Raw genomic sequence first — 24,527 nt, forward strand, 5'->3', positions numbered from 1 at the left:
CGCTGCCGTGGCGACGGATCATGCACCGCCCGCAGGCGGGGTGCGGTGCGCGACCCCTGGGAATCAGCCCTCCTTGATCCTCAGGAATGTGATCGAGTTGGCCGGGAAGGTGTACGTGAACTTGTCGGCGACCCCGTCGAAGGTGGACGTCACGGGCGCGACCGGCGTGGCCTTCTCGGTGTTCACGGCGTCGGGCGCCGCCTTCAGCGTGGTGACGGCGGCCTTGCTTCCCACCTTCGCCCCGCCCAGGTCGATCGCGGTACGGGCGTCCGCGGACTGGGCGTTGACGACCTTGACGATCAGGTCGCCGGTCTTCGCGTCGCGCGTGACGACCTGGCGGAACGGCTCAGCGGGCTTGTCGTCGGTGAAGCTGCCCCACTCCTGGCCGTCGAGGTACAGGGTCACCTGGCGGCCGCGCACCTTGATGTGGATGTCGTAGGTGCGGCCCGTCTCGATCGAGCCGGCCTTGGAGATGAGCGTGGACTTGCCGCCGTCCACGGCCTGCTCGACCGCGGACTGGGTGTTGTTCCAGCCGCCCAGGTTCCACCAGTAGTAGTTGCCGGTGTCCTTCACGCCGAAGGCGACGAGGAAGCCCTCCTTTCCGGACTTCTTGGTGGCCTTGACCTGCAGGTCGTAGTCGTGCCAGGCGGGGTCGCCGGCCGAGACCATGGTGTTCTCGGCGGCCACGTCGGTCTGCACGTACTGCCCGTCCTGGATGCTCCAGCTGCCGCCGCCCGTGTGGTTCCACTTCGAGGCGTCGCCGGAGAAGTCGTCGCTGAGCAGCGTGGTGCCGTCCTCGCCGGTGACCTTGACGTCGTCATACGCGGCGGTGGTCGCCCAGGTCGAGAGGCCCACGGCGCCCGAGATCGGGCCGGTGACGCTCGGCGTGGTGGTGGCCGTGCTGGGCACGACGCGGTCGCCGACGTTGTTCATGAAGAGCTTCTGGACCTCGTAGTTGGCGGAAGCCCACGACGCGTGGTTGTTGAACCAGATCATGTCGGGGCTCCACTGCACGTAGTCCTCGTTGGCGTACAGCGGGGCGTACGAGGCCAGCTTCACGACGTCCGCGTTGCGCTCCAGGCCGGTCATGAACGCGGCTTCGGCGAGGGCGTTCTTGAAGGCGTTGCCCCAGGAGGCGTACTCACCGAGGAAGACCTTGGGGCCGTTCCTGTCGTACGAGTCGTAGCGGTCGTTGTTCTGCAGGAACCACTGGGGGCTGTTGTAGTAGTGCTCGTCGACCATGTCGACGTTGCCCTCGCGGTTGAGCTTCCACGCCGTGTCGAAGGTGGTGCCCGCGTCGTCAGGCCCGGAGTTCGAGATCACCGTGATGTCGGGGTACTCGGCCTCGATCGCGGCGCGGAACTGCTTGAACCGGGCGAAGAACTCGTTCGGCAGGTTCTCCTCGTTGCCGACCCCGATGTGGGTGAGGTGGAAGGGCTTGGGGTGGCCCATCTGCGCCCGCTTCTTGCCCCACTCGCTGGTGACCGGGCCGTTGGCGAACTCGATCAGATCGAGGGTGTCCTGGATGTGCCGCTTGAGCAGCGCGTCGTCGTCGACGGCCTGGTTCTGGCCGCAGCCGGTGACCAGGGCCGGGACGACGGGCAGCGGCATCGCGCCGACGTCCTCGGAGAACTGGAAGTACTCGTAGTAGCCGAGGCCGTAACTCTGGTTGTAGCCCCAGAAGTTGGCGTTGGTCGCGCGCTGCTCGACCGGGCCGATGGTGTCCTTCCACTGGTACGAGCGCTTGCGCTGCCAGCCGGACGCCTCGTCGTACCCCTCCATGCTGCCGGTGTTGACCAGGCAGCCGCCGGGGAAGCGGACGAAGCCCGGGTGCAGGGCGGCGACCTTCTCGGCGAGGTCCTTGCGCAGGCCGTTCGGGCGGCCCTTGAAGGTGTCGCGCGGGAAGAGCGAGACCATGTCGAGGCGGGCGGTGCCGCTGCCGTGCGCGGTGACGGCGAGGCGGCCGGCGGTGCTGTCGGTGACCGCCGTCAGTGTGCCCGTGTACTTCGCCCACGTGTCGCCCCGGGCGGTGAGGTCGACGGAGGGGGCGAGCGTGGTGCCGTCGCTGCTCGCGAGGGACACGGTGAGAGGCGTTCCGTCGGCGCTGTCGGTGCGGGCCCACACGGAGAAGTCGTACTTCTTGCCCTTCTCGACCCTGATGCCGGTGTTGTAGCCGGAGTTGGCGACGCCCGTGCCGGCGGGCGAGCCGTCGAGGTCCAGGCGGAGGTAGTTGCGGTTCCGCTCGTTCAGGCGGCCGTCGTCGTTCACGACCTTCGCCGCGCCCGAACCGGTGGTCGCCCAGGAGGTCAGCGGCGTGTAGGAGCGGTTGTCATCGGTGCTGTACTCGAAGGACCGGTTCTGCACGAGCTCGGCGTAGAGCCCGCCATCGGCGGCACGGTTGATGTCCTCGAAGAAGACGCCGTACATCGTGTCGTCGATCTTCGCGCCCGAGCCCTTCGGGTCGACGGTGATCGCGTAGTCGGCGGCGTCTTCCGTGGCGGCGTTCACGGGGGACGGGACGACGGCGGTGGCAGTCAGGAGAGCGGCGGCCGTGAGGCCGAGTCTCCAGCGATTGCGCGTGCTGGTGGGGGTGTGGGTGCGGCTGCGTGGCATGGATACTCCGCGGCTCGTTGTTCGGAATATCGGACGGCGGTCAATAACTCGAACGGCAAGATAGGGAGGGGGTGGGGGTTGGTCAATGGGTCGCGCAGCGACTGGTGTGGCGGACGGCGGTTCCAACTCATCGGCAGCGGGGGGCCCTTGATGGAACGTCTCGGAACTGCCCCAGGGTCTGGTGGGCCCGGTCACCGGCGCAGGCACCGGCGATGACCTGGGCGATTCCCGCGCGGGTAGGCTCGGATCCGGTCCAGCTGACAGGGAGGCGGCAGGCGATGGGCGATCTCTGGCCGGTGCCGGACGTACTGGCCTATCTGACCGGAAGCTGGGATGTGGCCCGCTCCGTACGGGACCTCGCGAGCGGCATCGACGGGACCTTCACCGGCACGACCGTTTTCGGGCGGCTGGAAAGCAGCGGTTGCGAAGGGGAGTGCGCGGGCCTGGTGCACCACGAGTCCGGCACCTTCGTATGGCAGGGCACACCCCGCCCCGCCGAGCGCACCCTCCGGTTTCTGCCCGGCGACCCACCCGGAACGGCCCTCGTGCAGTTCTCGGACGGCCGCCCGTTCCACGACCTGGACCTGAGGTCCGGCCGCCATGTAGCGGACCATCCTTGCTCAGCGGACCTCTACCGGGGCGAGTTCACCGTGCACAGCGCCGAACGGTGGCGGACCGTGTGGCGGGTGGCAGGTCCGGCGAAGGACCTGCTTCTGGTCACGGAGTACAGGCGGCGGTAGCGCCGGCCGGCAATAAGACCGACTGGCAAATGGGGGGTGGGAGAAGGAGCGGGGCTGGGTGCGTGCAGCTGCAAGGCGGAGGAGGGAGGCAACGCGATGGGGGCACCTCCCTGCTCGAGCGAAGCCGAGAGCTTGGGGGAGTTGTTGACTGACGACAACGCCGCAGATGTGCGTGCCCAGCCCCGCGACGCCGCCCCCCATTTGCCGGTCGGTCTAAGGCGGGCAGGGTCAGGCGCCGGACCGCAGCACCCGCGAAAGCCCCAGCGCAGCCGTCCTCACCGCCGGTGCGAGCTGCGCCGGTCGGTACCGGGCCCTCGGCACGGCCACCGAGAGCGCGGCGACGGCCACCGCTCCGTCGAAGACGGGCGCGGCGATGCAGCTGACCCCGAGGGCGGCCTCCTGCTCCTCGTACGCGAGGCCCGACACCTGGGCCTGCTCGATCGCCGTACGCAGGCGTGCCGGGTCGGTGATCGAGTGCGGGGTCAGGCTGGGCAGGGGCCCCGCGAGCACCTCCTCGGTGAGGTCGGCGCCTGAGAAGGCCAGCAGGGCCTTGCCCACGCCGGTGCAGGTGAGCGGGAGCCTGCCGCCGATCCGGGAGGGCAGTGGCAGTACGTCATGCCCGTGGATCCGCTCGACGTAGACGACCTCGTGGCCCTCGCGGACGCCGAGGTGCACGGTCTCGCGGGTGGCCTCGAAGAGGTCCTGCAGAAACGGCAGCGCCGCCTCACGGAGATCCTGGCGGCGCGGGACCAGCGAGCCGAGCTCGAAGAGCTTCCCGCCGAGCCGGTACGTGTCGCCGGTGCGCTCCAGGAGTCCGAGCCGTACGAGGTCCGCCGCGAGCCGGAAGGCGGTGGTCTTGGTCAGGCCGGTGCGCTCCGCGAGTTCCGTCAGGCGGTACGTCCCGCCGTCGGGCCGGAAGGTTTCGAGGAGGGTGACGGCCTTGTCCAGCATGTTGCCGCCCGAGCTGTTCCGTGTCACGGAACAAACTTTGGCGCATGTACGACGCCCCGTCTATACCGGAGGTGTCGCAGGCACGGGGGCCGCCCACGCCGGCTGCCGTAACCCGCGCTCGTATCCCGCACCCGTCCCGTCCCGTCCCGTCTCGTCCCGTCTCGTCCCCGGAGGTGTCGCATGTCAGCGCCCCGCACCACGTCCAGCACCCCCCGGCGGTGCTCATGAGCGCCGGCGCCGTCTCCCCGGCGGTGACCAAGGCCGCCGACGCCCTGGTGGAGGCCACCCGGACGGGCGTCGCGTGCCCGCCGCTGCGCACCCTCTTCGCCGACGGCGACGTCGAGTCCGCGTACGCCGTGCAGCGGCTGAACGTCGAGCGCGGTGTGGCCGCGGGCCGCCGTATCGTCGGCCGCAAGATCGGCCTGACCTCGCCGGCCGTCCAGGCTCAACTCGGTGTCGACCAGCCGGACTTCGGCGCGCTGTTCGCGGACATGGCCGTCGCCGACGGCGGCACGGTCGAGGCCGGGCGGCTGCTGCAGCCCAAGGTGGAGGCCGAGGTCGCCCTCGTCCTCGGCGCCGACCTGCCGCACCGCGACTGCACCGTCGCCGACGTGCTGCGCTCGGTCGACTTCGCGCTGCCCGCCCTGGAGATCGTCGACAGCCGTATCGCCGGCTGGGACATCACCATCGTCGACACCGTCGCCGACAACGCCTCCTCCGGCCTGTTCGTCCTCGGCGGCACGCCCGTACCGCTGACGCAGGTGGACCTGCGCGGCGTCCGGATGTCGATGACCAGCGGCGACAAGGTGGTCTCCGAGGGAACCGGCGCCGACTGCCTGGGCGGCCCGCTCAACGCCGCCGTGTGGCTCGCCTCCACCCTCGCCGCCGCGGGCGACCCCCTGCGCGCCGGAGACATCGTTCTGACCGGTGCGCTCGGCCCGATGGCTGTGGCGGCCCCGGGCGACGCGTTCGAGGCATCCATCTCCGGCCTGGGCACGGTCCGGGCCGCGTTCGCCCCCGAAGGAGACAACCGGTGAGCAGCAGCACCCCCGCGCCCAGCGCCCGCACGAAGGTGGCCATCATCGGCTCGGGCAACATCGGCACCGACCTCATGATCAAGGTGCTGCGCCTGTCCGAGACCCTCGAAATGGGCGTGATGGTCGGTATCGACCCGGAGTCCGACGGCCTGGCGCGCGCCCGCCGCTTCAAGGTCGCCACCACCCACGAGGGCGTGGACGGCCTCGTCAAGATGGACGAGTTCGCCGATGTGGAGATCGTCTTCGACGCCACGTCGGCAGGTGCCCACCGCTACAACGACAAGGTGCTGCGCGACCTGGGCCGCACCGTCGTCGACCTGACCCCGGCCGCCATCGGCCCCTACGTGGTGCCGCCGGTCAACCTCGACGACAACCTCGACGCGGGCAACGTCAACATGGTCACCTGCGGCGGCCAGGCGACGATCCCGATCGTCTCCGCCATCTCGGCGGTGACGCCCGTGCACTACGGCGAGATCGTCGCCTCCATCTCGTCCCGCTCCGCGGGTCCCGGCACCCGGGCCAACATCGACGAGTTCACCGAAACCACCTCCTCGGCCATCGAGAAGGTCGGCGGCGCGGCGCGCGGCAAGGCGATCATCATCCTCAACCCGGCCGAGCCGCCTCTGATCATGCGCGACACCGTGCACTGCCTGGTCTCGGAGTGCGACCAGGAGGCGGTCACCGCCTCCATCGAGGAGATGGTCGGCCGCGTCCAGGGCTACGTGCCCGGATACCGCCTCAAGCAGAAGGTGCAGTTCGACCGTGTCCCGGCCGACGACCCGCTGCGCGGACTGCTGCCCGCCGAAGCCGCTGGCACCGATGCGGTGAAGGTGTCGGTGTTCCTCGAGGTCGAGGGCGCCGCCCACTACCTGCCGTCGTACGCCGGAAACCTCGACATCATGACCTCGGCCGCGCTGCGCACCGCGGAGCGCATGGCCGCACACCGCTCCAGCAAGGTGGCAACCCGATGACCGCGACCGACTCCACGGCACCCTCCCTGTACATCCAGGACGTCACCCTGCGCGACGGCATGCACGCCGTCCGGCACCGCTACACCGTCGACCAGGCCCGTACGATCGCCGCCGCCCTGGACGCGGCCGGTGTCGCCGCGATCGAGATCGCCCACGGCGACGGCCTGTCCGGCTCCAGCATCAACTACGGCGTCGGCGCCCACACCGACTGGGAGTGGATCGAGGCCGTCGCGGACGTCTCCCGCAACGCGATCCCCACCACCCTGCTGCTGCCCGGTATCGGCACCCTGCACGACCTCAAGCAGGCCCACGCGCTCGGCATCCGCTCGGTGCGGATCGCCACCCACTGCACCGAGGCCGACATCTCCGCCCAGCACATCGCCGCGGCCCGTGAGCTGGGCATGGACGTCGCCGGGTTCCTGATGATGTCCCACATGGCCGCGCCGGCCGAGCTGGCCCGCCAGGCCAAGCTCATGGAGTCGTACGGCGCCAACTGCGTGTACGTCACCGACTCCGGCGGCCGCCTGACCATGGACGGCGTGCGCGACCGCTTCCAGGCCTACCGCGATGTCCTCGACCCGGCCACCGAGCTGGGCGTCCACGCCCACCACAACCTGGCCCTGGGTGTCGCCAACAGCGTGGTGGCCGTGGAGAACGGCTGCACGCGCGTCGACGCCTCGCTCGCCGGCCAGGGCGCGGGCGCGGGCAACTGCCCCCTGGAGGCGTTCATCGCCGTCGCCGACCTCATGGGCTGGAAGCACGGCTGCGACCTGTTCCCGCTCATGGACGCGGCCGACGACATCGTGCGCCCCCTGCAGGACCGCGAGGTCCGCGTGGACCGCGAGACGCTGAGCCTCGGCTACGCGGGTGTGTACTCGAGCTTCCTGCGCCACGCCGAGTCCGCGGCCGCCCGCTACGGCCTCGACACCCGCGCCATCCTGGTCGAGGTCGGCAGGCGCGGCATGGTCGGCGGCCAGGAGGACATGATCACGGACGTCGCGCTGGACCTGGCGGCGCGTACGACCGCGCAGGTGTGATCCGGTCGGCGGGGTGACGGACGTCTGCCATCCGCCGCCCCGCCGATCACCGACCGGCCCGCTGCCGAGCACGCCACCCGGCCGCCGTCACGGCGCCGCGCCGCCGTCATCACCGCCAGGCGGAGCCGCTCTCGCGGTCCAGCCGCAGGTTCCACCGTCCGGCCCGGCCGGTGAGCGTGACCGTCGACAGAGGCCGGACGTCGATGTTCCAGTACGTCGACGGGGGTGCTTTCAACGCGTAGACGAGGGCCGCGCGTACGACCGCGGGCTCGGCCACGGCGACGATTCTGCTCCCGTCGTCCGCGGGCCGGGTGTCCAGCCAGCCGCCCACACGCGAAATGAACGCGAGCAGGGACTCGCCGCCGTGCGGCGCGGAGCGCGGGTCGGCGAGCCATGCGTCGACGGCGGCCGGTTCCCGGGCCGTCACCTCGGAGAGGGTCAGGCCGCGCCACCGGCCCATGTCGCAGTCGCGCAGTGCGGGCTGGGCCAGTGGTGTGAGGCCCAGGACGTCTCCGGTCGTCCGGCAGCGGGGAGTTGGGGAGCAGTAGCGGAGTTCCGCAGCGGCGAGCGGCATCAGGGCGGGGGCGGCGAGCTGCACCGCGTACCAGCCCTCCTGGTCGAGCGGCCGGTCGTCGTCGAAACGCTCCGCGAGCAGCGCGGAACTGCGTGCGGCAGCGATGAGCGTGACCCGAACCTGCATGCGGTGATCGTGGTGGGCGGGAATCCCCAGGTCAAGGCCTTACTTTCCGTGCACATTCATGCGCGCTGATGCGCCTCTTCGCGCACTCCTACGACTGCCCGAGCACCATCCACTGCCCCGGCTTGTCCAGCTCCTTGAAGCCGACCTTCTCGTAGACACCGTGGGCGTCATGCGTCGCGAGCAGTATCCGCCGCAGTCCGCACGGCTGCAGGTGGTCGCGGATGGCGACGACGAGTGCGGTGCCCAGCCCCTTGCCGCGGACCGACGGGGCGACGTACACATCGCAGAGCCACGCGAAGGTCGCCTCGTCGGTCACCACGCGCGCGTACGCGACCTGTTCGCCCGACGCCCTGTCGTACACCCCGAAGTTGAGCGAGCCCGCGACCGCGCGCTCGTGCTTGTCCCGGGTGCGGCCGAGCGCCCAGTACGCGTCGGTGGAGAGCCAGTGGTGTGTGCGCCCGATGTCGATGCGGGCGGTGTCCGCGGAGAACTCGTAGCCGTCGGGCAGGCCGGGCACGGCGGAAGCGTCTGTCATGGCGCGAGATTCACAGGCAGGGTGGGCCGTGTCGAATGCTTTTCCGTCGCGAGCAGGGCTGTTGCCGGTGGCGGCCCCGGCACTTCGGCGGACGGCTCAACACGTTTCGATGGATCAATCTGAACATTGTGGGGCATTACCGGCTACTGACCCTAGGGTGGGGGGCTGTGAACGGCCACCAGCGAGTGCGGGACGACGAGGGGAGCGCGACCCGGCTCCTCGCGCTGTCGGACGGGGTGTTCGCCATCGCGATGACGCTGTTGGCGCTGGACATCGCGCTTCCCGACGGGCTGGACGACGCCGGTTTCGAGCAGGCGCTCAGGGATGTGATGCCCAACGTGTGGGCGTACGCCCTCAGCTTTCTGGTCATCGCGGCGTTCTGGCGGGGCCACCACCAGATCTTCCGGTACGTGCGGGATGTGGACGGGACGATCGTGAGGCTCGGGCTGCTGAGCCTGGGGCTGATCGCCCTCATGCCGTTCCCCACCACCCTGCTGGCCGAGTACGGGGACCTGCCGCAGTCGGTGGCCGTCTACTCCGGTGCCGTCGCGGCCATGGGCGCCACACAGCTCGCGTTGACGGTCGCAGTGTGGAAGCGCCCGTGGCTGGGGAGCGCGGCGCTGCCCGATCCGGTCGCCCGCAACGATGTGGCCGATCTGGCCTCGACGGTGCTGGTCTTCGCCGTCGCCGTGCCGCTCGCCTTCGTCTCCCCGACGGGCGCAAAGTTGTGGTGGGCGGTGCTGATCCCGGTCAAGTCGTTCACGGGCAGGCGTGGCAAACGCCTGCGCGCGGCCGCCCAGACGCTCGAGCCTGACAGCACTCCGTAGAGAACACCGCGCGGCCGTGGAGAACACCGCGCAGCCGTAGAGAACACCGCGCGGCGGGTGCCCTGAGACAGCGTGGACCGCGTGAAGCGCCGTTCGGGGTAAGGGCCGGTGTCGCGGAGAGGGTCCCTGAGCCGCGGCTCGTACCTTCGGCTGGCATGACGCACGCATCGAGTGATCGCGCTTCGGGCACCAGCCGCCGCACCGCGCTTGCAGGGCTCGTCGGTGGGGCGGGTGCCGTGCTGGCCGCCGGGTGCAGCCCCTCGGGCGCGTCGCCCGTGAATGCGCCCACTCCCAGTGCGTCGGCGCCCGCCCCGACGGCCGGTGCCACACCCGGGGTGATGACGCTCTTCAAGGACCCGGCCTTCAACTTCAACGGGCTCCTCGCGCTCGGTGGATCCGGCCATGGCGCCGCCGAGGTGGGCGAGGTGCTCACCGCCGTGAACGCGATCAACAAGGCCGGTCTCTCCGCGCAGACGTACACCGAGACCTTCAGGAAACTCGGCAATCAGCTGATGGAGGCGCCTGAGGGCGCCAAGCCCGGGACGGAGACCACACGCTTCCGTGCGCTGCGGGCCTCTCAGTACTACGCCCAGGCGCTGTTCTTCGTACTGGGCTCCGAGGACCCCGGCAGCGAGGAGCAGTTGTACAAGTCCGGGCGCGGCGCCTGGGACAGGTTCTGCGAGCTGAGCCACCCGGCAGCGGTGACCGCGGACGTCCCGTACGGCAGGAGCCCGCTGCCTGTGTGGTTTTTCCGGCCGGACGAGTCCGGCGAGCGGCGTCCCACCGTGATCCTCACGAACGGCAGCGACGGACAGAACGTCGACATGTGGACCTACGGCGTTGCGGCCGCTCTGGGGCGCGGCTGGAACGCACTCGTGTACGACGGGCCCGGCCAGGGGCACCTTCTCTTCGTGGACCGGGTGGTCTTCACGCCGCGCTGGGAGACGGTGGTCACGCCGATCGTCGACTGGCTGGCCGCCCGCTCGGACGTGGACACGGGCAAGATCGCCCTGACCGGGCTGAGCATGGGCGGATGCCTGGCCCCCCGGGCTGCCGCCTTCGAGAGCAGGATCGCCGCTCTGGTGGCGATGCCCGGCGTGCTCGCGCCCTGGCTGGGCTTTCCTCCGGAGATCCGGAAGATCCTCACACCGGACAAGGAGGAGACCAACACCATCTGGAACAAGGAGGTCGTCCCCGAGCTGCCTCCGTCCGCCGCCGCGACGTTGAAGAAGCGCATCGAGCCCTTCTCGGTGCCGGCGATGCTCGACGCCCGCGAGGGCAAGATGTTCACCGACTTCTCCACCCCGGCCAGACTCATCGAGTCGCTGGACATCACGAGCGTCGTGGGCCGCATCAAGGCGCCCACACTGGTCCTGGACTACGACGACGAGCAGTTCTATCCCGGCCAGCCGCGCCAGATGTTCGACAAGCTGACGGGCCCGAAGGACTACGTGAAGCTCACCGCGGCCACCGGCGCCCAGCTGCACTGCTCCCCGATGGCACCGCAGCAGCACTGCGAGGTCGTCTTCGACTGGCTGCAGGAGAAGCTGTCAGGCAGCTGACCTCTGCGGCGACCTCGAGGCCCTGGCCTCGCCGCCTTGGCGTCGCCGCCCTGGCCTCGCGGCCCTCGCCTCGCCGTGCGCTAGAGCACCTCGTCACATGCGGTCCGCAGCCTTCGTACCCCCTCGGTGATCTCCGCCGTCCCCGCGACGCCCGCGAAGCTCAACCGCAGGTGGGCGGCAGGGGGTTCGGCGCAGAAGTAGGGGCGGCCGGGGGTGACGGAGACCCCTGCGCGGAGGGCGCCCGCCACCAGGGCCGCCTCGTCCGTGCCGTCGGGCAGACGGAGCCACAGGTGGTAGCCGCCGGACGGGATGTGCGGAAGGACGAGTTCGGGCAGGTGCAGGCTCAGCGCGGCGGTCATCGTGTCGCGGCGGTTCTTCAACTCGGCCGACACGGACCGCAGATGGCGGGGCCACGCGGGCGAGCCGACGAGCTCGAGGGCCGCCTCCTGCATCGGTCCCGGTACGAAGAACGTGTCGACGACCTGGATGGCGCGCAGCCGCTCCAGGACCGGGCCCCGGGCGGCGAGGGCGCCGACGCGGAAGCTCGGCGAGGTGGCCTTGGTCAGCGAGCAGACGTGTACGACGACTCCGTCCGGGTCGTCGGCGGCCAGCGGCCGGGGCAGCGGCCCGGCGTCGGCGTGGACGAGACGGCGTACGAAATCGTCCTCGACGACGAACGCGCCCGCCGCCCGCGCGATCCCCAGCACCTCGCCGCGCCGCTCGGGAGCGAGCACCGCGCCGGTCGGGTTCTGGAACAGCGGCTGGCAGACGAACACACGCGCGCCCGTCGCCCTGAACGCGTCGGCGAGCAGACGCGGCTTCACACCGCCGGAATCCACCGGAACCGGAACCGGACGCAGTCCGGCCGCGCGGGCGATGGCCAGCATGCCAGGGTAGGTGGGCGACTCCACGAGGACCGGTGCGCCGGGTGGGGCGAGCGCCCGCAGAGCAGTGGTCAGCGCGGACTGCCCGCCCGCGGTGATCAGTACCTCGGCGGCGCTGATGGCGCCCCCGATCCCGCGCGCGAACCACTCGCGCAGCTCGGCGACGCCGTCCACGGGCGGCCGGCTCCATGCCCCGGGCCGCCGCCCGGCCCGGGCCAGCGCCGCCGCCATCGCCCGCTCGGGCTGCAGCGATGCGTGCAGATAGCCGCCGTTGAACTCGATGACTCCGGGCGGCGGCGCGGAGAGGCTGACGAGAACGCCCGAGGCATCGACGGTGCGCGGTACCGCTTCGGCGGTGGCGTCGGCGCTGAGCGACACCTCCTGCCATGAGGTGTCGCCCACGGCGGCGGTGGCGGTGCGGGGCTGTGTGCGGAAGGCGCCGGCTCCCGGTCGTGTGACGACCAGCCCCTCGGCGACGAGCTGCGCGAGGGCCCGTGACACGGTCACCGGGCTCACGCGGAACCGCTCGACAAGCACCCGGCTCGACGGCAGCTTTCCTCCTGGAGAGTAGCGGTCGAGCTCATCCCGCAGCTGTTTCGCCAGTTCACCCACACTGCTACGCTCTTGCATGAGAGCACACGATAGCGCTACTTCAGCCACTGCGATAGCGGTCGACGGCGGCGGTCCAAGCCGTCCGGGCGCCGAGCAGGCCGGAACCGGAACGGCTGCCGGCGGCGGCCCCAGCGGAGCGGCCCGCTCCGCCCGCCGCACCGGAACCCTGCAGGCCGCGCTGGGCGTCACCGCTTTCTCGCTGACCTTCCCCGCCACCGCCTGGGGCCTGGAGGGCTTCGGTCCCTGGTCGCTGGTGACGGTACGCAGCGTGCTGGCGGCCCTGATCGCCGGCAGCTGCCTGCTGGCCCTGCGCATCCCGCTGCCCGACCGCCGTCACTGGGCGGGGCTCGCCGTCGTCGCCGCCGGTGTCGTCCTCGGGTTCCCGCTGCTCACCACGCTCGCCCTCGAGACGTCCACCACCGCCCACGCGGCCGTGGTCGTCGGGCTGCTGCCGCTGACGACGGCCGTGTTCTCGGCGCTTCGCACCGGTGCCCGGCCGTCCCGCAGCTTCTGGGTGGCGGCGGTCGCGGGTGCCGCGGCGGTGCTCGTGTTCACCGTGCAGCAGAGCGGCGGCGCGCTCACCTCCGCCGATCTGTATCTCTTCGGGGCGCTGCTGGTCTGTGCCGCCGGCTACACGGAAGGCGGCCGGCTGGCCCGCTCGATGCCCGGCTGGCAGGTCGTCGGCTGGGCGCTGATCCTCTGCCTGCCGCTCGCCGTGCCCGGCGCCCTGATCGCCCTGGCGTACGAGCCCGTCCACCTCACCGCACACAGTGTGGCGGGGGTCCTGTGGGTCGCGGCCGGGTCGCAGTTCGTGGGCCTGGTGGTCTGGTACCGGGGCATGGCGGCGATCGGCATCCCCAAGGCCAGCCAGTTGCAGCTCGCTCAGCCGCTGCTCACCCTCGTCTGGTCGGTGTTCCTGCTCGGCGAGACGGTCACAGCGGCCGCCCCGCTCACGGCCGTCGCCGTGCTGGTGTGCATCGCCGTCACACAATGGGCGGCCGTCGAGAGGTCCAAGCACCGCCACCGGTCGTAGACTGACGACCACGGACACGCCACGGAACGCTGGCCCCGGACGGGACTCCCGACGGGCCGCCCGGCTTTCGACGGGCCACCCGAGGGGGATCCCCGAAGGGACGAGGAGGTCACTCCTATGCGCGCAACTCAGGGCGACCATCTGGTGGTGCACGGCAGGATCGTCGGCCAGCACGACAAGGTCGCGGAGATTGTCGAAGTACTGGGCGCGGACGGCAACCCGCCCTTCCGCGTCCGGTTCGAGGACGGGCACGAGGCCGTGATGTCGCCGGGCCCCGACTCCGTCGTACAGCACAAGGACCCGAAGCAGCAGTAACCAGGAGCGCTCGGCGCTGCGCGGAACCCGGGACGGTGGCTCAGCGCGGCGCCCGGGCCCGCACGGGGTAGTGGTCGCGGACGACGCGCGCCATGGCGCCGATCCTGTCCTCGGCCACTTCCTTCGCCGAGAAGAACACATGGCCGCGCAGCTCCGGGAAGGCGTTGCCGAACGTCAGGTGCCGGGAGAGTTCGGCCGGGTTCTGCCATGCCGCGGGCTGCGCCGGGTCGCCCGCCTTGTACAGGGCCTCCCCCGCGTACAGTCGCACGCCCGTTCCGCGTACCACGGCGGCCCACCACGGCAGGAGCTTCGCGTAGTCGGCCGCGGCGAAGCCGATGTGCCAGTACAGCTGCGGGCAGATGTAGTCGATCCAGCCGCCGCGCACCCACTTCCGGGTGTCGGCGTGCAGATCGTCGTAGGTCTGGATGCCCGCCCGGGTGTCCGACCCGAGCCGGTCGGTGCTGCGGTTGCGCCACACCCCGAACGGGCTGATCCCGAAGCGGACGCCCGGCCGGACCTGCTTGATCCGCGCCGCCATCTCGCGCACCAGCCGGTCGGTGTTGTCGCGCCGCCAAGCCGCACGGTTGGGAAAACCCGAGCCGTAGCGCCGGTACGCCGCGGCGTCGTCGAAGACCTGCCCGGCCACCGGATACGGGTAGAAGTAGTCGTCCCAGTGCACGGCGTCGACGGGATAGCGGCGTACGGCGTCGAGCATGGCGGTCTGTACGAAGTCCCGTACCTCGGGCAGCCCGGGGTTGTAGAAGAGCTTCCCGCCGTACTTCACGACCCAGCCGGGGTGCTGGCGCGCGGGATGCCTCGAGGACAGCCGGTCCAGGTCCGCGTGGTTCGCCACCCGGTAGGGGTTGAACCAGGCGTGCAGCTCGAGGCCGCGCCGGTGCGCCTCCGTGACGGCGGTGCCGAGCGGGTCCCAGCCGGGGTGCCTGCCCTGGACGCCGGTGAGGGACGAGGACCAGGGCTCGTACGGCGACGGCCAGAAAGCGTCCGCGGTGGGGCGCACCTGCATGATCACGGTGTTGAGGCGGCGGCTCACGGCCCTGTCGAGGTGCCTCAGCAGCTCCGTGCGCTGCTGGGCGGCGGTCAGGCCAGGGCGGGAGGGCCAGTCGCGGTTGGCGACGGTCGCCAGCCACATGCCGCGCATCTCGGTGACTGCCGCCGATGCGCCGGGGCCGCCGCCCGGTGTCGCCGCCGCGTCCGCCGCGGTCGCCGCCACGTCCCCCGCGGTCCCCAGACCCGTGAGAGCCACCGCGGCGCCGGTCGCGAATCCCCTGCGTGTCATACGTCGCATCTGCCCGCCCTCTGTGCAGTGTGTCGGCCGTATCGCCTGGTCCACCCGGCCGGGGTCGCGACCCCGGCCCGCCGGGCAGCGGCGGATCCGGAGTAACGTGCATGGCCGAGGCAGGCCCCAAAGTATGGAGGCGCTGCCGCCCGAAGATGAGCGAAAGGCACAAGGTGACGGACCCTATGGGGGATATTGCACGCGTCGGTGTGGTGGGCTGCGGCCAGATGGGGGCGGGCATCGCCGAGGTGTGCGCCCGCTCGGGGCTGGAAGTCAAGGTCGCGGAGACCACGGGCGAGGCCCTCGAGATCGGCCGCACCCGGCTGTACAACTCGCTCTCCAAGGCGGCCGAGCGCGGCAAGATCACCGAGGAGGAGCGGGACGCCACCCAGGCGCGGCTGAGCTTCACCACCGACCTCGGCGAGTTCGCCGACCGCGACCTGGTGATCGAGGCGGTCGTCGAGAACGAGCAGGTCAAGACCGAGATCTTCCAGGTGCTCGACCAGGTGGTGACCCGCCAGGACGCCATCCTCGCGTCCAACACCTCGTCGATCCCGCTGGTCAAGCTGGCCGTCGCGACCTCGCGGCCCGACCACGTCATCGGCATCCACTTCTTCAACCCGGCACCCGTGCAGAAGCTGGTCGAGCTGATCCCCGCGCTCACCACCTCCGAGGGCACCCTCAGCCGGGCGCAGGTCCTGGTCGAGAAGGTGCTGGGCAAGCACGCGATCCGCGCCCAGGACCGCTCGGGCTTCGTGGTCAACGCCCTGCTCATCCCGTATCTGCTCTCCGCCATCCGGATGTTCGAGTCGGGCATCGCCAGCCGTGAGGACATCGACAACGGCATGGAGCTGGGCTGCGCCCACCCGATGGGCCCGCTGAAGCTCGCCGATCTGATCGGCCTGGACACCGTGGCCTCGGTGGCCTACTCCATGTACGAGGAGTACAAGGAGCCCCTGTACGCCGCTCCCCCGCTGCTGCAGCGGATGGTCGACGCGGGCCGGCTGGGGCGCAAGACGGGGTCGGGCTTCTACACGTACGGCTGACCGTCGCCGTACGCGGGCGTTCCGCTTACGCCCCGCGTTCCCGTACGACCCAGCACGCCACAGCGTGATGATTACGCACTGTAATGGTTTCGGGCCCGGCGCTCTTCGGAGTGCCGGGCCCGCGTCGTTCGCACACCGTGTGCGCACCGGGCCCGCATATGCCCCTCGCACACTCTCCCGCCGCGTCCACCAGCAGGGTTGACTTTCCGTGCGCTTGCAAGGGATGTACGACTACGGAAAGGAGCGCACCAGTGACCACCGACCCCGAGCATCCCGTGGTCCCGGAAGAACTCGCGGAGTTACGCCGCTGCCTCGAGGTGGGCCTGGCCCGCATCGACGGCGGACTGGCGTTGCTCACGCAGCGCGACGAACAGAGCGAGAAGGATCTGGACGACCTGGCCGCCCGGGTCGCCGCCCTCGAACACACCCGCTGGCCCGTGCCCGCAATCGCCGCCCTCGCCGCCGTCGGAGCGCTGGTCGCGGCGGTCTGGCAGGCCCTCGGCGGCTAGCTCCGCTACGGCACAGGGGGTGAACCGTCCTGGCCCAGCCTGAGGTGGTGCAGGAGCAGCAGCGCCGCCGCCATGTTGGCGGCCGGGACCTCGCCGCGGGCGACCATGTCGGGGACGAGTTTGAGCGGCACCCACTCACGCCGGTCCGACTCGAAGGCGTCCACGGGATGCCCGGTGTACGCGCCCTCGTCGGCCCAGTAGATGTGGTGCACGGCGTCGGTGAGCCCGTTGGAGGGCTCGACGCTCATCAGGTGCCGCAGCGGGCCGGGCCGCCACCCGGTCTCCTCCTCGAGTTCGCGGGCGGCCGCGTGGGCGATGTCCTCGCCGTCCTCGACGACGCCCGCGGCGAGTTCCCACCCCCAGCTGTCGGTGATGAAGCGGTGCCGCCACAGTAAGAGGACTTCGTTGGCCTCGTTGACGACGGTGGCCACGGCCACGGGCCGCAGCCGGATCAGGAAGTGGTCGAGGTGCCGGCCGTCCGGCAGCTCGACATCCGCGAGATTGACGCTGAACCAGCGGTTCTCATAGACGGTCTGTTCGCTCTGTTTCGTCCACTGCACGGTTCTGCCACCTTCCGCCGAGTAGATGGCAATATCGCAGCAGGAGCGTGCTCACAGCAGGGGCGGTAAGGCGTCGTGTGGTGGTACGCGCGCTGGTGAGGCGCTTCTAGAGAGGTACGCGCAGTGCGCCGTCGATGAGTTCGGCTGCTTCGGCGGTGCCCGCGCAGCCGCTGCTCACCAGCTGTTCGCGTACCGCGCGGAGTCTGTCGCGCAGCCGCTGGGACTCCATTCCCCTGGCCCGTTCGGCCATTTCCACCGCGGTGGCGGCCGCCCGCTCGGCGTTGCCCTGGCGCAGCTCGATGTGGCTCAGCATGGCCAGCCGGTGGACGCGGCCCCGGTCATGGGCCGGAGTGTCCACCGCGGCCGCCGCGTGCTCCCGCGCCGCCGCGAGATCGCCGAGGCTGAGGAGCGCCTCCGCCACCTGTACGTTGACCAGGCCCGGCTGGACGTAGCCGGTCTCGTCCGGCTCGTAGCCGCGGCGGATACGTTCGGCCGCCGACTCGGCACGCCGGATGCAGGCCAGTGCGCTGCTGCCGTCGCCGAGGTGTGCGTACGCCTTGGCCTGCATCGCGTAGAGGTCGGAGGCGAGCGCCGGCGTGATGTGCCGGCCCGCCGCGCGCAGCGCCGCCTCCGCGAAGGCGACGGCCTGGCGGTACTCGCGCATGAACAGCGACTGGTTGACGAGCAGGGCGATCACATAGGCGCCGAGCCCCCGGTCCCCGCTGGCCTTGGCAAGGCGCAGGGCCTGGTGGAAGTAGCGCTGGGCGAGACCGTGCGCGTCCGAGTCGTAGGCGCAGATGCCCGCGATGGCCACCAACCCGCCGGTGGCGCGGTGGAGTTGGCGTCCGGTGGCGTCCGCGTATCTGCCGCGCAGCAGCGGCGCGGCCTCGGCGTTGAGGAAGCCGACGATACGGGCGCGGGTCGCTACGCCGCCCGCCTTGCGGTACATCTGCTCGTAGTGCGCCCGGGCCGCGCGCAGCATCTCGAGGTCGGCCGTGCTGACCGGGTGCCTGCCGCCCCGGGAGACGTCGACGTCCTCGGGCGGGTTCTCCCACTCCCATACGGGCATGACCGCGGGCGTGCCGGTGACAGCCGGGGCGCCGAGGATGTGCGGCCGCTGTTGCTCGTCGGAGCGCCACAGGGCGGTGGCCCGGTCGACGAATCCTGAGAGCGTGGTGCCGTTCACCGCGGCCGGTCTGCCCGGTACGCCGAGACCGATGTCGTCGAGGGTGACGGGGCGGCGCAGCCGGGCGGCGAGGACCTCGCAGATCAGGTCGGGGACCTGGCCGCGCGGCCGCTGGCCCTTCAACCAGCGGGCGACGGCGGTGTGTTCGTATCTGAGGGCTATGCCACGCGCCTTGCCGGCCTGATTGACATGGGCGGCGAGCCCCGCATGGGAGATGCCGGCCTCGTCGAGAATCGCGTCGAGCAGGGTGTTGGGCTGCATCGATGCCCTCCGGTGGCTCGGTGCCGGCACGCTGCGTCCGCCCGGGGAGCCCCACCGGCGGCGTGCCGCGGGCCCCGGACCCCCAGCCCGACAGCAGGGCGTCCATCTTGCCCGGCAGGTTAGCGCGGTGGCGCCGTTCGTGACCCGGGTGGAATCCGGACCAGGACTCCGGACTTCACACGGGGTGTGAACGGAGTGCCCGCATCCGGGGTGGTGTGCGCTCTGTTCCGGCCACTTTCCACTCGCTTGACTGGAATGCCTCGTAAGAGGCCGGCCGGGCCGCCGGCTCCCCCTCGTACAGTGCGGCGGCCCGTCTTCGCGCCGTCCGCCCGAGCCGACTGCCCGACACTCCGCGGCAGGGCGGACGGCGCGCCGCAGCGGTGGGTCCTGCGTTCACCGCTGCTCCCGCCGGGGCTTCCGTCGGCAGACGCCCCTACCGGCTTCCGGCCGGTTCGCCGGAAGCCGGCCGGTGAACGGGCGGCTCGGCGGAGGCGGGGACCTCAGAGGCCGCCGGACCGGCGGTCGACTCGTCAGACGTTCGCGTCCCGGAAGCCGGTTGGCCGGAAGAGGCCGGCCAGGACGTGGGTGGCCCGGAGGCCGATGGGCCCGAGCCCCGGTGGCTCGGTGCGTGCTTGCGTTCATTGCGCATCACGAGGAGCGCCGCGTCGTCGGCCGGTCCCCCGCGGGTGTACTGCAGCAGCCGCGCGTACACCGAGCGGATCACGGCCTGCGGCGCGACCTGCCCCGCCTGCACGGCTTCGGTGAGCACGGTCCGCAGGGGGAAGAACCGGCCTGCGGCGTCGCGTGCGTCCTCCACACCGTCCGTGTGCAGGAACAGCACCTCGCCGGGCAGCAGCCGCCCGCACCGCTGTACGGGCAGCTCGTCCGGCAGCGGAAACGGCCCGAGCGGCGGCATCGGCTCCCCATCAGCGACGGACTCCACGCAGCCGCCCGCACCTGCGACGGGCCCGACGCAGCCGCTCACGGCCTCCGCCGCTCCTGCGGTTGCTCGTTCAGGACCCACCGAGCCCACCGCCCGCTCGCCCCCGCCCCGCAGCACATACGGCCAGGGATGCCCGCAGTTGAGGGCAACGATCTCGCCGTCCCGGCGGATCTCCAGGAGCAGGACGGTCACGAACTCCTCGGCCACGGGGCCGTCCGGTTCCGTCGCGCCAGGGGTGCCGCAGCCCGGGGATGCGGCGAGCCCGGACGAGGGATGCTCGGCCCGCGCCCGCTCGCGCAGATGCCGGGCCATCGCGCGCTCCAGCCGACGCAGCACGGAGGCGAGATCGGGCTCGTCGTGCGCCGCCTCACGGAAGCTCCCGAGCAGCGCGGCCACAGTTCCGAGCGCGCTCAGCCCGTGTCCTCGTACGTCGCCCATGACGACCCGTACGCCGTGCTCGGTCGCCATCACCTCGTACAGATCGCCGCCGACCATGGCACCGCGGTCGGCACAGAGCCGGCCGGCCGCGAGAGCGAGGCCGTCCATACGAGGCGGCAGCGGACGCAACAGCACGTTCTGCGCGGCACCCGCCACCTTGCGGACCTGGCGCAACTCCCGCAGCAGGGCACGGCGAACATGCAGTATCAGCGCGGTGCCGATGGTGAAGAAGACGGCGCTGGAGACGATCCGCGCTCCCATGCCGCTCTGCTGGGCGAGCGGGCAGGTGAGTTTGTACAGCATCGCGAGGGCGCCCCATGCCGTCGGCAGACCGAGCGTGAGGGTCCGCCGTATCCACTGCGGGCAGCGACCGGGCGTGCGGCACGCCCGGCCTTTGGTCCAGGAGGCCACCAGGGTCCTTGCCGCGGAGGGAGCTCCAGCCTTGACACGGATCATGGCGCCCCCTAGGCCTAGGACCTGGTTCCCGGTCTGCCTCACGTCGACCTGCCGTGCCGTGGAGGCGGCCTGCCCGTCGGCTCAGGCCCGGGGATCGCCTGGGGAGAGCGCAGCAGCAAGCAGGCCGTCTCCGCGGCCGGACCGATTCTTTCGACCGGCCGCCCCGATCGAGACCCCTCGCTGCGACTTCCCACCCGAATGAGTGAGGGGCACATCCAGTCCTCCGGATGCGCCCCTCACCAGGGACTATGCACGTGGCACTGCGCACGTGCGCAGTGCCTTACGCCCCGCGCAGCACCGCCCCCGTGCGCTCGGCCGCCAGCGCGACCGCCGCGTCGCGGGCCGCGGAGGCCTCCTCGACGGTCAGCGTGCGGTCGGCGGCGCGGAAGCGCAGCGCGTATGCCAGGGACTTCTTGCCCTCGCCGATCTGCTCGCCGGTGAAGACGTCGAACAGCCGGATGGACTCGAGGAGTTCACCCGCGCCCTCGCGCAGCGTCTTCTCGACCTCGGCGGCCGGGACGGCCTGGTCGACGACGAGGGCGACGTCCTGCGTGGCCACCGGGAACGAGGAGATCTGCGGGCCCTGCGGAAGGCCGTCGCTCGCCTGCTGCAGCAGGTCCAGGTCCATCTCCATCGCGCAGGTGCGCTCCGGCAGACCCATGGACTTGACGACGCGCGGGTGAAGTTCACCGGCGTGGCCGACGAGGGTCTCCTCGCCGTCCACCGTGGCGAACAGCGCGGCGCAGCGACCGGGGTGCCAGGGCTCGTGCTGGTCGGCGCGGATGTCGAGCCGCACGCCCGCCTCGCCGGCCACGGTGCGGGCGGCCTCGATCGCGTCGGCCCAGGTGGCCGGGTAGCCCTTGCCCCACCAGCCGGCCTGCTCCCGCGCCCCGGCCAGGACGACGGCGACCCGGCGCGGCTGCGACGGCAGCGCGGCGTTGAGGCCGGCGATCTCCTCGTCGGTGGGACGCCGGTCCACGGGCAGCCGGACCGGCACGGGCTCCTCACCGGTCGGCCGGAAGACCAGACCGGTCTCGAAGAGCGCCAGGTCGTGGCTGCCACGCCCGTCGTTGCGCCGCAGCGCGCCGAGCAGGCCCGGCAGCAGCGTCGTACGGAGTGCGGGCTCCTCGTCGGAGAGCGGGTTGACCAGCTTCACCGTGCGGCGGCGGGCGTCATCGGCGGGCAGCATGAGCTGGTCGAGGACCGCCTCACCGATGAACGGGTAGTTCAGCGCCTCGACGTATCCGGCGCCGGCCAGGGCGCGGCCGACGCGGCTGTGCAGCCGCTGGCGCGGGGTCAGGCCGAGGCCCGCGGGGGGCTTGGGCAGGGTCGAGGGCAGGTTCTCGTAACCCTCGAGCCGGATGACCTCTTCGGCCAGGTCGTTCGGGTCGGTCAGGTCGGGCCGCCAGGACGGCGCGGTGACGACCAGTTCGTCCTGCCCGTGGACGTCGCAGCCGACCTCCTGCAGGCGGCGTACAACGGTCTCGCGGCCGTAGTGGACGCCCGCGACCTTGTCGGGGTGGTCCGCCGGGATGGTGATGGTGCGCGGCTCGGACGGCGCGGCGACCTCGGTGACACCCGCGTCTGTGGTGCCGCCCGCGAGCAGCACCAGCAGGTCGACGGTGCGCTGGGCGGCGGCCGACGCGGCGGCCGGGTCGACGCCGCGCTCGAAGCGGCGCGACGCCTCGGACGACAGCTTGTGGCGGCGGGCCGTGCGGGCGATGGAGATCGCGTCGAAGTGCGCGGCCTCGATGACCACCTCGGTGGTGCCCTGGATCTCGCCGGTCTCGGGGTCGGTGACGGAGTCGGCGATCTCGGTGTTGGCGCCGCCCATGACGCCCGCGAGGCCGATGGCGCCGCGGTCGTCGGTGATCACCAGGTCCTCGGCGTCGAGGACGCGCTTCACACCGTCAAGGGTGGTGAACTTCTCGCCCTGCTCGGCGCGGCGCACGCCGATGGCGCCCTGGACGCGGCCCCGGTCGTAGGCGTGCAGCGGCTGGCCGAGCTCGAGCATCACGTAGTTGGTGATGTCGACGGCGAGCGAGAGCGGACGCATCCCGGCCTTCTGCAGGCGGCGCTGCAGCCAGATCGGGGAGCGCGCCTCCGGGTCCAGGCCGGACACGGTGCGGGCGACGAAGCGGTCGCAGCCATACGGCTCGGAGATCTTCACCGGGTAGCCGTGCGGGTTCGGCGCGGGCACGTCGAGGAGCGCCGGGTCGCGCAGCGGCAGCCCGTACGCGGTGGCGGTCTCGCGGGCGATGCCGCGCAGCGAGAGGCAGTAGCCGCGATCGGGCGTGACGGCGATGTCGAGGACCTCGTCGACCAGCCCGAGCAGCTCGACGGCGTCCTTGCCGATCTCGGTCTCGGGCGGCAGCACGATGATGCCCTTGCTGCCGTCGTCGCCCATGTTCAGCTCGTCGCTGGAGCAGATCATGCCGCGCGACATACGGCCGTACGTCTTGCGCTCGGCGATCTGGAAGTCGCCGGGCAGGATCGCGCCCGGGAGGGCCACGACGACCTTGTCGCCCTCGGCGAAGTTGCGGGCGCCGCAGATGATCTCCTGGGGCTCGCCGGTGCCGTTGGCCTGGCCGACGTCGACCATGCAGTGCCGGATGGGCTTCTTGAACTCGGTCAGCTCCTCGATGGTGAGGACCTGCCCGACGACAAGCGGACCCTTGAGGTCGGCGCCGAGCTGCTCGACGGTCTCGACCTCGAGGCCGGCCGAAATCAGCTTGGCCTGCAGCTCGCGACCGGTCTCGGTGGCGGGGAGGTCGACATACTCCCGCAGCCAGGAAAGCGGGACCCGCATCAGATCTCCATCCCGAAAGGCCGGGTGAAGCGGACGTCACCCTCGACCATGTCTCGCATGTCCTCGACGTTGTGGCGGAACATCAGCATCCGCTCGATGCCGAACCCGAAGGCGAATCCGCTGTACTTCTCCGGGTCGACGCCGCAGGCGACCAGCACCCGGGGGTTGACCATGCCGCAGCCGCCGAGCTCGATCCAGCCCTCGCTGGAGCAGGTACGGCACGCCTTGTCGGGGTTGCCGACCGACTCTCCGCGGCACACGTAGCAGAGCATGTCCATCTCGGCGGACGGCTCGGTGAACGGGAAGTAGTTCGGGCGCAGCCGGGTCTTCATGTCCGCTCCGAAGAGCGACTGGACCATGTGGTCCAGGGTGCCCTTGAGGTCGGCCATGGTCAGGCCCTCGTCGACGGCCAGCAGCTCGATCTGGTGGAAGACCGGGGTGTGCGTGGCGTCCAGCTCGTCGGTCCGGTACACGCGGCCGGGGCAGACGATGTAGACGGGCGGCTCGCGGTCGAGCAGCGCGCGGGCCTGCACGGGCGAGGTGTGCGTACGCAGGATGACGCCGGACTCGCCGTCGCTGTCACCGCTCTTCGCCCCATGGACGAAGAAGGTGTCCTGCATCTGCCGGGCCGGGTGGTCGGGCGTGAAGTTGAGCGCGTCGAAGTTGAACCACTCGGCCTCGACCTCGGGGCCCTCGGCGATCTCGTACCCCATGGACACGAAGACGTCCGCGACCCGCTCCATCATCGTGGTCAGCGGGTGGCGTGCGCCTGCGGGCACGCGGTCGTAAGGCAGCGTGACGTCCACGGCCTCCTCGACCAGCACGCGCGCGTCGCGCTCGGCCTCGAGCTCGGCCTGGCGGGCGGCGAGCGCCTTGCTGACGGCGCCGCGGGCCTGGCCCACGCGCTTGCCGGCGTCGGCCTTGGCGTGCGGGGGAAGCGCGCCGATCTCGCGGTTGGCGAGGGCCAGCGGGGAGGTGCCGCCGGTGTGGGCGACCTTGGCCTCCTGGAGCTGCTCGAGGTCGCCGGCGGCCGCGAAGGCGGCGAGCGCCTCGTCCCGCATGCGCTCGATCTCTTCCGGTTTCAGTGCCTCGACCTCGACTGGGTCGTACGACTTGTTCGGTGCCGACATCTCTTCCCGTGCTTCCGATTGGCTGGCTGAGGGTCCCCGTCCCGACTCGGGAGACGACTCGTCTCTGAATGGGGA

General features: G+C 71.3%; 21 protein-coding genes. 10 read left to right on the forward strand and 11 right to left on the reverse strand.

The features are described 5' to 3' along the window. Positions 1-63: 63 nt before the first annotated feature. A complete protein-coding gene (locus tag H1D24_RS11115) occupies positions 64-2,613 on the reverse strand; it encodes an alpha-L-arabinofuranosidase family protein (RefSeq protein WP_181657276.1) in 2,550 nt (849 codons plus the stop codon). A 278-nt stretch (positions 2,614-2,891) separates the two neighbouring features. Here H1D24_RS11115 and H1D24_RS11120 point away from each other — a divergent pair, with 278 nt between their 5' ends. Continuing rightward, positions 2,892-3,353 carry a DUF6314 family protein gene (locus H1D24_RS11120; RefSeq protein WP_181657277.1) on the forward strand — a complete coding sequence of 154 codons (462 nt, stop codon included), beginning with the start codon at positions 2,892-2,894 and terminating at the stop codon, positions 3,351-3,353. Positions 3,354-3,581: 228 nt separating this feature from the next. Here H1D24_RS11120 and H1D24_RS11125 read toward each other — a convergent pair whose 3' ends face one another. Further along, the gene (locus tag H1D24_RS11125; protein WP_181657404.1) at positions 3,582-4,304 is read right to left on the reverse strand and encodes an IclR family transcriptional regulator; all 723 of its coding nucleotides are present in this window, start codon (positions 4,302-4,304) and stop codon (positions 3,582-3,584) included. A 224-nt stretch (positions 4,305-4,528) separates the two neighbouring features. Between H1D24_RS11125 and mhpD the strand changes: the two genes are divergently transcribed. From mhpD to dmpG, 3 genes are read left to right on the forward strand one after another with little or no spacing between them, the layout of a single operon-like run. Continuing rightward, entirely contained in the window at positions 4,529-5,341 is an 813-nt protein-coding gene (mhpD, locus tag H1D24_RS11130; protein ID WP_181657405.1) for a 2-keto-4-pentenoate hydratase, read from the forward strand. After that, entirely contained in the window at positions 5,338-6,312 is a 975-nt protein-coding gene (locus tag H1D24_RS11135; protein WP_181657278.1) for an acetaldehyde dehydrogenase (acetylating), read from the forward strand. Before mhpD ends, H1D24_RS11135 begins: the two co-directional genes overlap by 4 nt. Next, positions 6,309-7,349, forward strand: coding sequence for a 4-hydroxy-2-oxovalerate aldolase (gene dmpG / locus H1D24_RS11140; protein ID WP_181657279.1), 1,041 nt, complete (start codon positions 6,309-6,311; stop codon positions 7,347-7,349). Before H1D24_RS11135 ends, dmpG begins: the two co-directional genes overlap by 4 nt. A gap of 109 nt (positions 7,350-7,458) precedes the next feature. Here dmpG and H1D24_RS11145 read toward each other — a convergent pair whose 3' ends face one another. Continuing rightward, entirely contained in the window at positions 7,459-8,049 is a 591-nt protein-coding gene (locus H1D24_RS11145) for a histidine phosphatase family protein (RefSeq protein ID WP_181657280.1), read from the reverse strand. 88 nt (positions 8,050-8,137) lie between these two features. After that, positions 8,138-8,584 (reverse strand): GNAT family N-acetyltransferase, encoded by a 447-nt coding sequence (locus tag H1D24_RS11150; RefSeq protein ID WP_181657281.1) that lies wholly within the window; start codon positions 8,582-8,584, stop codon positions 8,138-8,140. Between the two features lie 167 nt (positions 8,585-8,751). Between H1D24_RS11150 and H1D24_RS11155 the strand changes: the two genes are divergently transcribed. Next, complete coding sequence (locus H1D24_RS11155; protein WP_309484273.1) at positions 8,752-9,411, forward strand: TMEM175 family protein; 660 nt, start codon at positions 8,752-8,754, stop codon at positions 9,409-9,411. A 155-nt stretch (positions 9,412-9,566) separates the two neighbouring features. Beyond that, positions 9,567-10,973, forward strand: a complete 1,407-nt coding sequence (locus H1D24_RS11160; protein WP_181657283.1) for an alpha/beta hydrolase family protein — start codon at positions 9,567-9,569, stop codon at positions 10,971-10,973. Between the two features lie 80 nt (positions 10,974-11,053). Here the strand turns inward: H1D24_RS11160 and H1D24_RS11165 are convergent, their stop codons facing one another. Next, positions 11,054-12,487 carry an aminotransferase-like domain-containing protein gene (locus H1D24_RS11165; RefSeq protein WP_181657284.1) on the reverse strand — a complete coding sequence of 478 codons (1,434 nt, stop codon included), beginning with the start codon at positions 12,485-12,487 and terminating at the stop codon, positions 11,054-11,056. On the opposite strand from H1D24_RS11165, the gene H1D24_RS11170 reads away from it, so the two are divergent. Then, positions 12,486-13,502 (forward strand): DMT family transporter, encoded by a 1,017-nt coding sequence (locus H1D24_RS11170; protein ID WP_181657285.1) that lies wholly within the window; start codon positions 12,486-12,488, stop codon positions 13,500-13,502. The two genes, H1D24_RS11165 and H1D24_RS11170, sit on opposite strands and share 2 nt — an antisense overlap. Before the next feature lie 117 nt (positions 13,503-13,619). Continuing rightward, on the forward strand, positions 13,620-13,817 hold the full coding sequence (locus H1D24_RS11175) for a DUF1918 domain-containing protein (protein ID WP_181657286.1): 198 nt from the start codon (positions 13,620-13,622) through the stop codon (positions 13,815-13,817). A 40-nt stretch (positions 13,818-13,857) separates the two neighbouring features. Here H1D24_RS11175 and H1D24_RS11180 read toward each other — a convergent pair whose 3' ends face one another. Further along, the gene (locus tag H1D24_RS11180) at positions 13,858-15,123 is read right to left on the reverse strand and encodes a glycoside hydrolase family 10-like protein (protein ID WP_181657287.1); all 1,266 of its coding nucleotides are present in this window, start codon (positions 15,121-15,123) and stop codon (positions 13,858-13,860) included. A gap of 176 nt (positions 15,124-15,299) precedes the next feature. Here H1D24_RS11180 and H1D24_RS11185 point away from each other — a divergent pair, with 176 nt between their 5' ends. Continuing rightward, a complete protein-coding gene (locus H1D24_RS11185; protein ID WP_181657288.1) occupies positions 15,300-16,160 on the forward strand; it encodes a 3-hydroxybutyryl-CoA dehydrogenase in 861 nt (286 codons plus the stop codon). A 251-nt stretch (positions 16,161-16,411) separates the two neighbouring features. Next, entirely contained in the window at positions 16,412-16,669 is a 258-nt protein-coding gene (locus H1D24_RS11190; protein ID WP_181657289.1) for a hypothetical protein, read from the forward strand. 5 nt (positions 16,670-16,674) lie between these two features. Here the strand turns inward: H1D24_RS11190 and H1D24_RS11195 are convergent, their stop codons facing one another. The 5 genes from H1D24_RS11195 to pheS form a co-directional block, all read right to left on the reverse strand. After that, positions 16,675-17,229, reverse strand: a complete 555-nt coding sequence (locus H1D24_RS11195) for an NUDIX hydrolase (RefSeq protein WP_181657290.1) — start codon at positions 17,227-17,229, stop codon at positions 16,675-16,677. Between the two features lie 106 nt (positions 17,230-17,335). Continuing rightward, entirely contained in the window at positions 17,336-18,676 is a 1,341-nt protein-coding gene (locus H1D24_RS11200) for an NsdA family TPR-like regulatory protein (protein ID WP_181657291.1), read from the reverse strand. A gap of 433 nt (positions 18,677-19,109) precedes the next feature. Beyond that, a complete protein-coding gene (locus tag H1D24_RS11205; RefSeq protein ID WP_181657292.1) occupies positions 19,110-20,513 on the reverse strand; it encodes a PP2C family protein-serine/threonine phosphatase in 1,404 nt (467 codons plus the stop codon). 280 nt (positions 20,514-20,793) lie between these two features. Further along, positions 20,794-23,322, reverse strand: coding sequence for a phenylalanine--tRNA ligase subunit beta (gene pheT, locus H1D24_RS11210; protein WP_181657293.1), 2,529 nt, complete (start codon positions 23,320-23,322; stop codon positions 20,794-20,796). Further along, positions 23,322-24,452 (reverse strand): phenylalanine--tRNA ligase subunit alpha, encoded by a 1,131-nt coding sequence (pheS, locus tag H1D24_RS11215; RefSeq protein ID WP_181657294.1) that lies wholly within the window; start codon positions 24,450-24,452, stop codon positions 23,322-23,324. Before pheS ends, pheT begins: the two co-directional genes overlap by 1 nt. Positions 24,453-24,527: the final 75 nt, after the last annotated feature.

Source organism: Streptomyces himalayensis subsp. himalayensis (assembly GCF_013778455.1).
Taxonomy (GTDB): Bacteria; Actinomycetota; Actinomycetes; order Streptomycetales; family Streptomycetaceae; genus Streptomyces; species Streptomyces himalayensis.

What these genes read in the sequence shown, in the direction of transcription:
- H1D24_RS11115 (WP_181657276.1), bottom strand. Translation starts at nt 2,613, where the DNA reads ATGCCACGCAGCCGCACCCACACCCCCACCAGCACGCGCAATCGCTGG.
- H1D24_RS11170 (WP_181657285.1), top strand. Translation starts at nt 12,486, where the DNA reads ATGAGAGCACACGATAGCGCTACTTCAGCCACTGCGATAGCGGTCGAC.
- H1D24_RS11200 (WP_181657291.1), bottom strand. Translation starts at nt 18,676, where the DNA reads ATGCAGCCCAACACCCTGCTCGACGCGATTCTCGACGAGGCCGGCATC.
- pheS (WP_181657294.1), bottom strand. Translation starts at nt 24,452, where the DNA reads ATGTCGGCACCGAACAAGTCGTACGACCCAGTCGAGGTCGAGGCACTG.
- H1D24_RS11125 (WP_181657404.1), bottom strand. Translation starts at nt 4,304, where the DNA reads ATGCTGGACAAGGCCGTCACCCTCCTCGAAACCTTCCGGCCCGACGGC.
- H1D24_RS11120 (WP_181657277.1), top strand. Translation starts at nt 2,892, where the DNA reads ATGGGCGATCTCTGGCCGGTGCCGGACGTACTGGCCTATCTGACCGGA.
- H1D24_RS11180 (WP_181657287.1), bottom strand. Translation starts at nt 15,123, where the DNA reads ATGCGACGTATGACACGCAGGGGATTCGCGACCGGCGCCGCGGTGGCT.
- H1D24_RS11165 (WP_181657284.1), bottom strand. Translation starts at nt 12,487, where the DNA reads ATGCAAGAGCGTAGCAGTGTGGGTGAACTGGCGAAACAGCTGCGGGAT.
- dmpG (WP_181657279.1), top strand. Translation starts at nt 6,309, where the DNA reads ATGACCGCGACCGACTCCACGGCACCCTCCCTGTACATCCAGGACGTC.
- H1D24_RS11175 (WP_181657286.1), top strand. Translation starts at nt 13,620, where the DNA reads ATGCGCGCAACTCAGGGCGACCATCTGGTGGTGCACGGCAGGATCGTC.
- pheT (WP_181657293.1), bottom strand. Translation starts at nt 23,322, where the DNA reads ATGCGGGTCCCGCTTTCCTGGCTGCGGGAGTATGTCGACCTCCCCGCC.
- H1D24_RS11205 (WP_181657292.1), bottom strand. Translation starts at nt 20,513, where the DNA reads ATGATCCGTGTCAAGGCTGGAGCTCCCTCCGCGGCAAGGACCCTGGTG.
- H1D24_RS11150 (WP_181657281.1), bottom strand. Translation starts at nt 8,584, where the DNA reads ATGACAGACGCTTCCGCCGTGCCCGGCCTGCCCGACGGCTACGAGTTC.
- mhpD (WP_181657405.1), top strand. Translation starts at nt 4,529, where the DNA reads ATGAGCGCCGGCGCCGTCTCCCCGGCGGTGACCAAGGCCGCCGACGCC.
- H1D24_RS11145 (WP_181657280.1), bottom strand. Translation starts at nt 8,049, where the DNA reads ATGCAGGTTCGGGTCACGCTCATCGCTGCCGCACGCAGTTCCGCGCTG.
- H1D24_RS11160 (WP_181657283.1), top strand. Translation starts at nt 9,567, where the DNA reads ATGACGCACGCATCGAGTGATCGCGCTTCGGGCACCAGCCGCCGCACC.
- H1D24_RS11185 (WP_181657288.1), top strand. Translation starts at nt 15,300, where the DNA reads ATGGGGGATATTGCACGCGTCGGTGTGGTGGGCTGCGGCCAGATGGGG.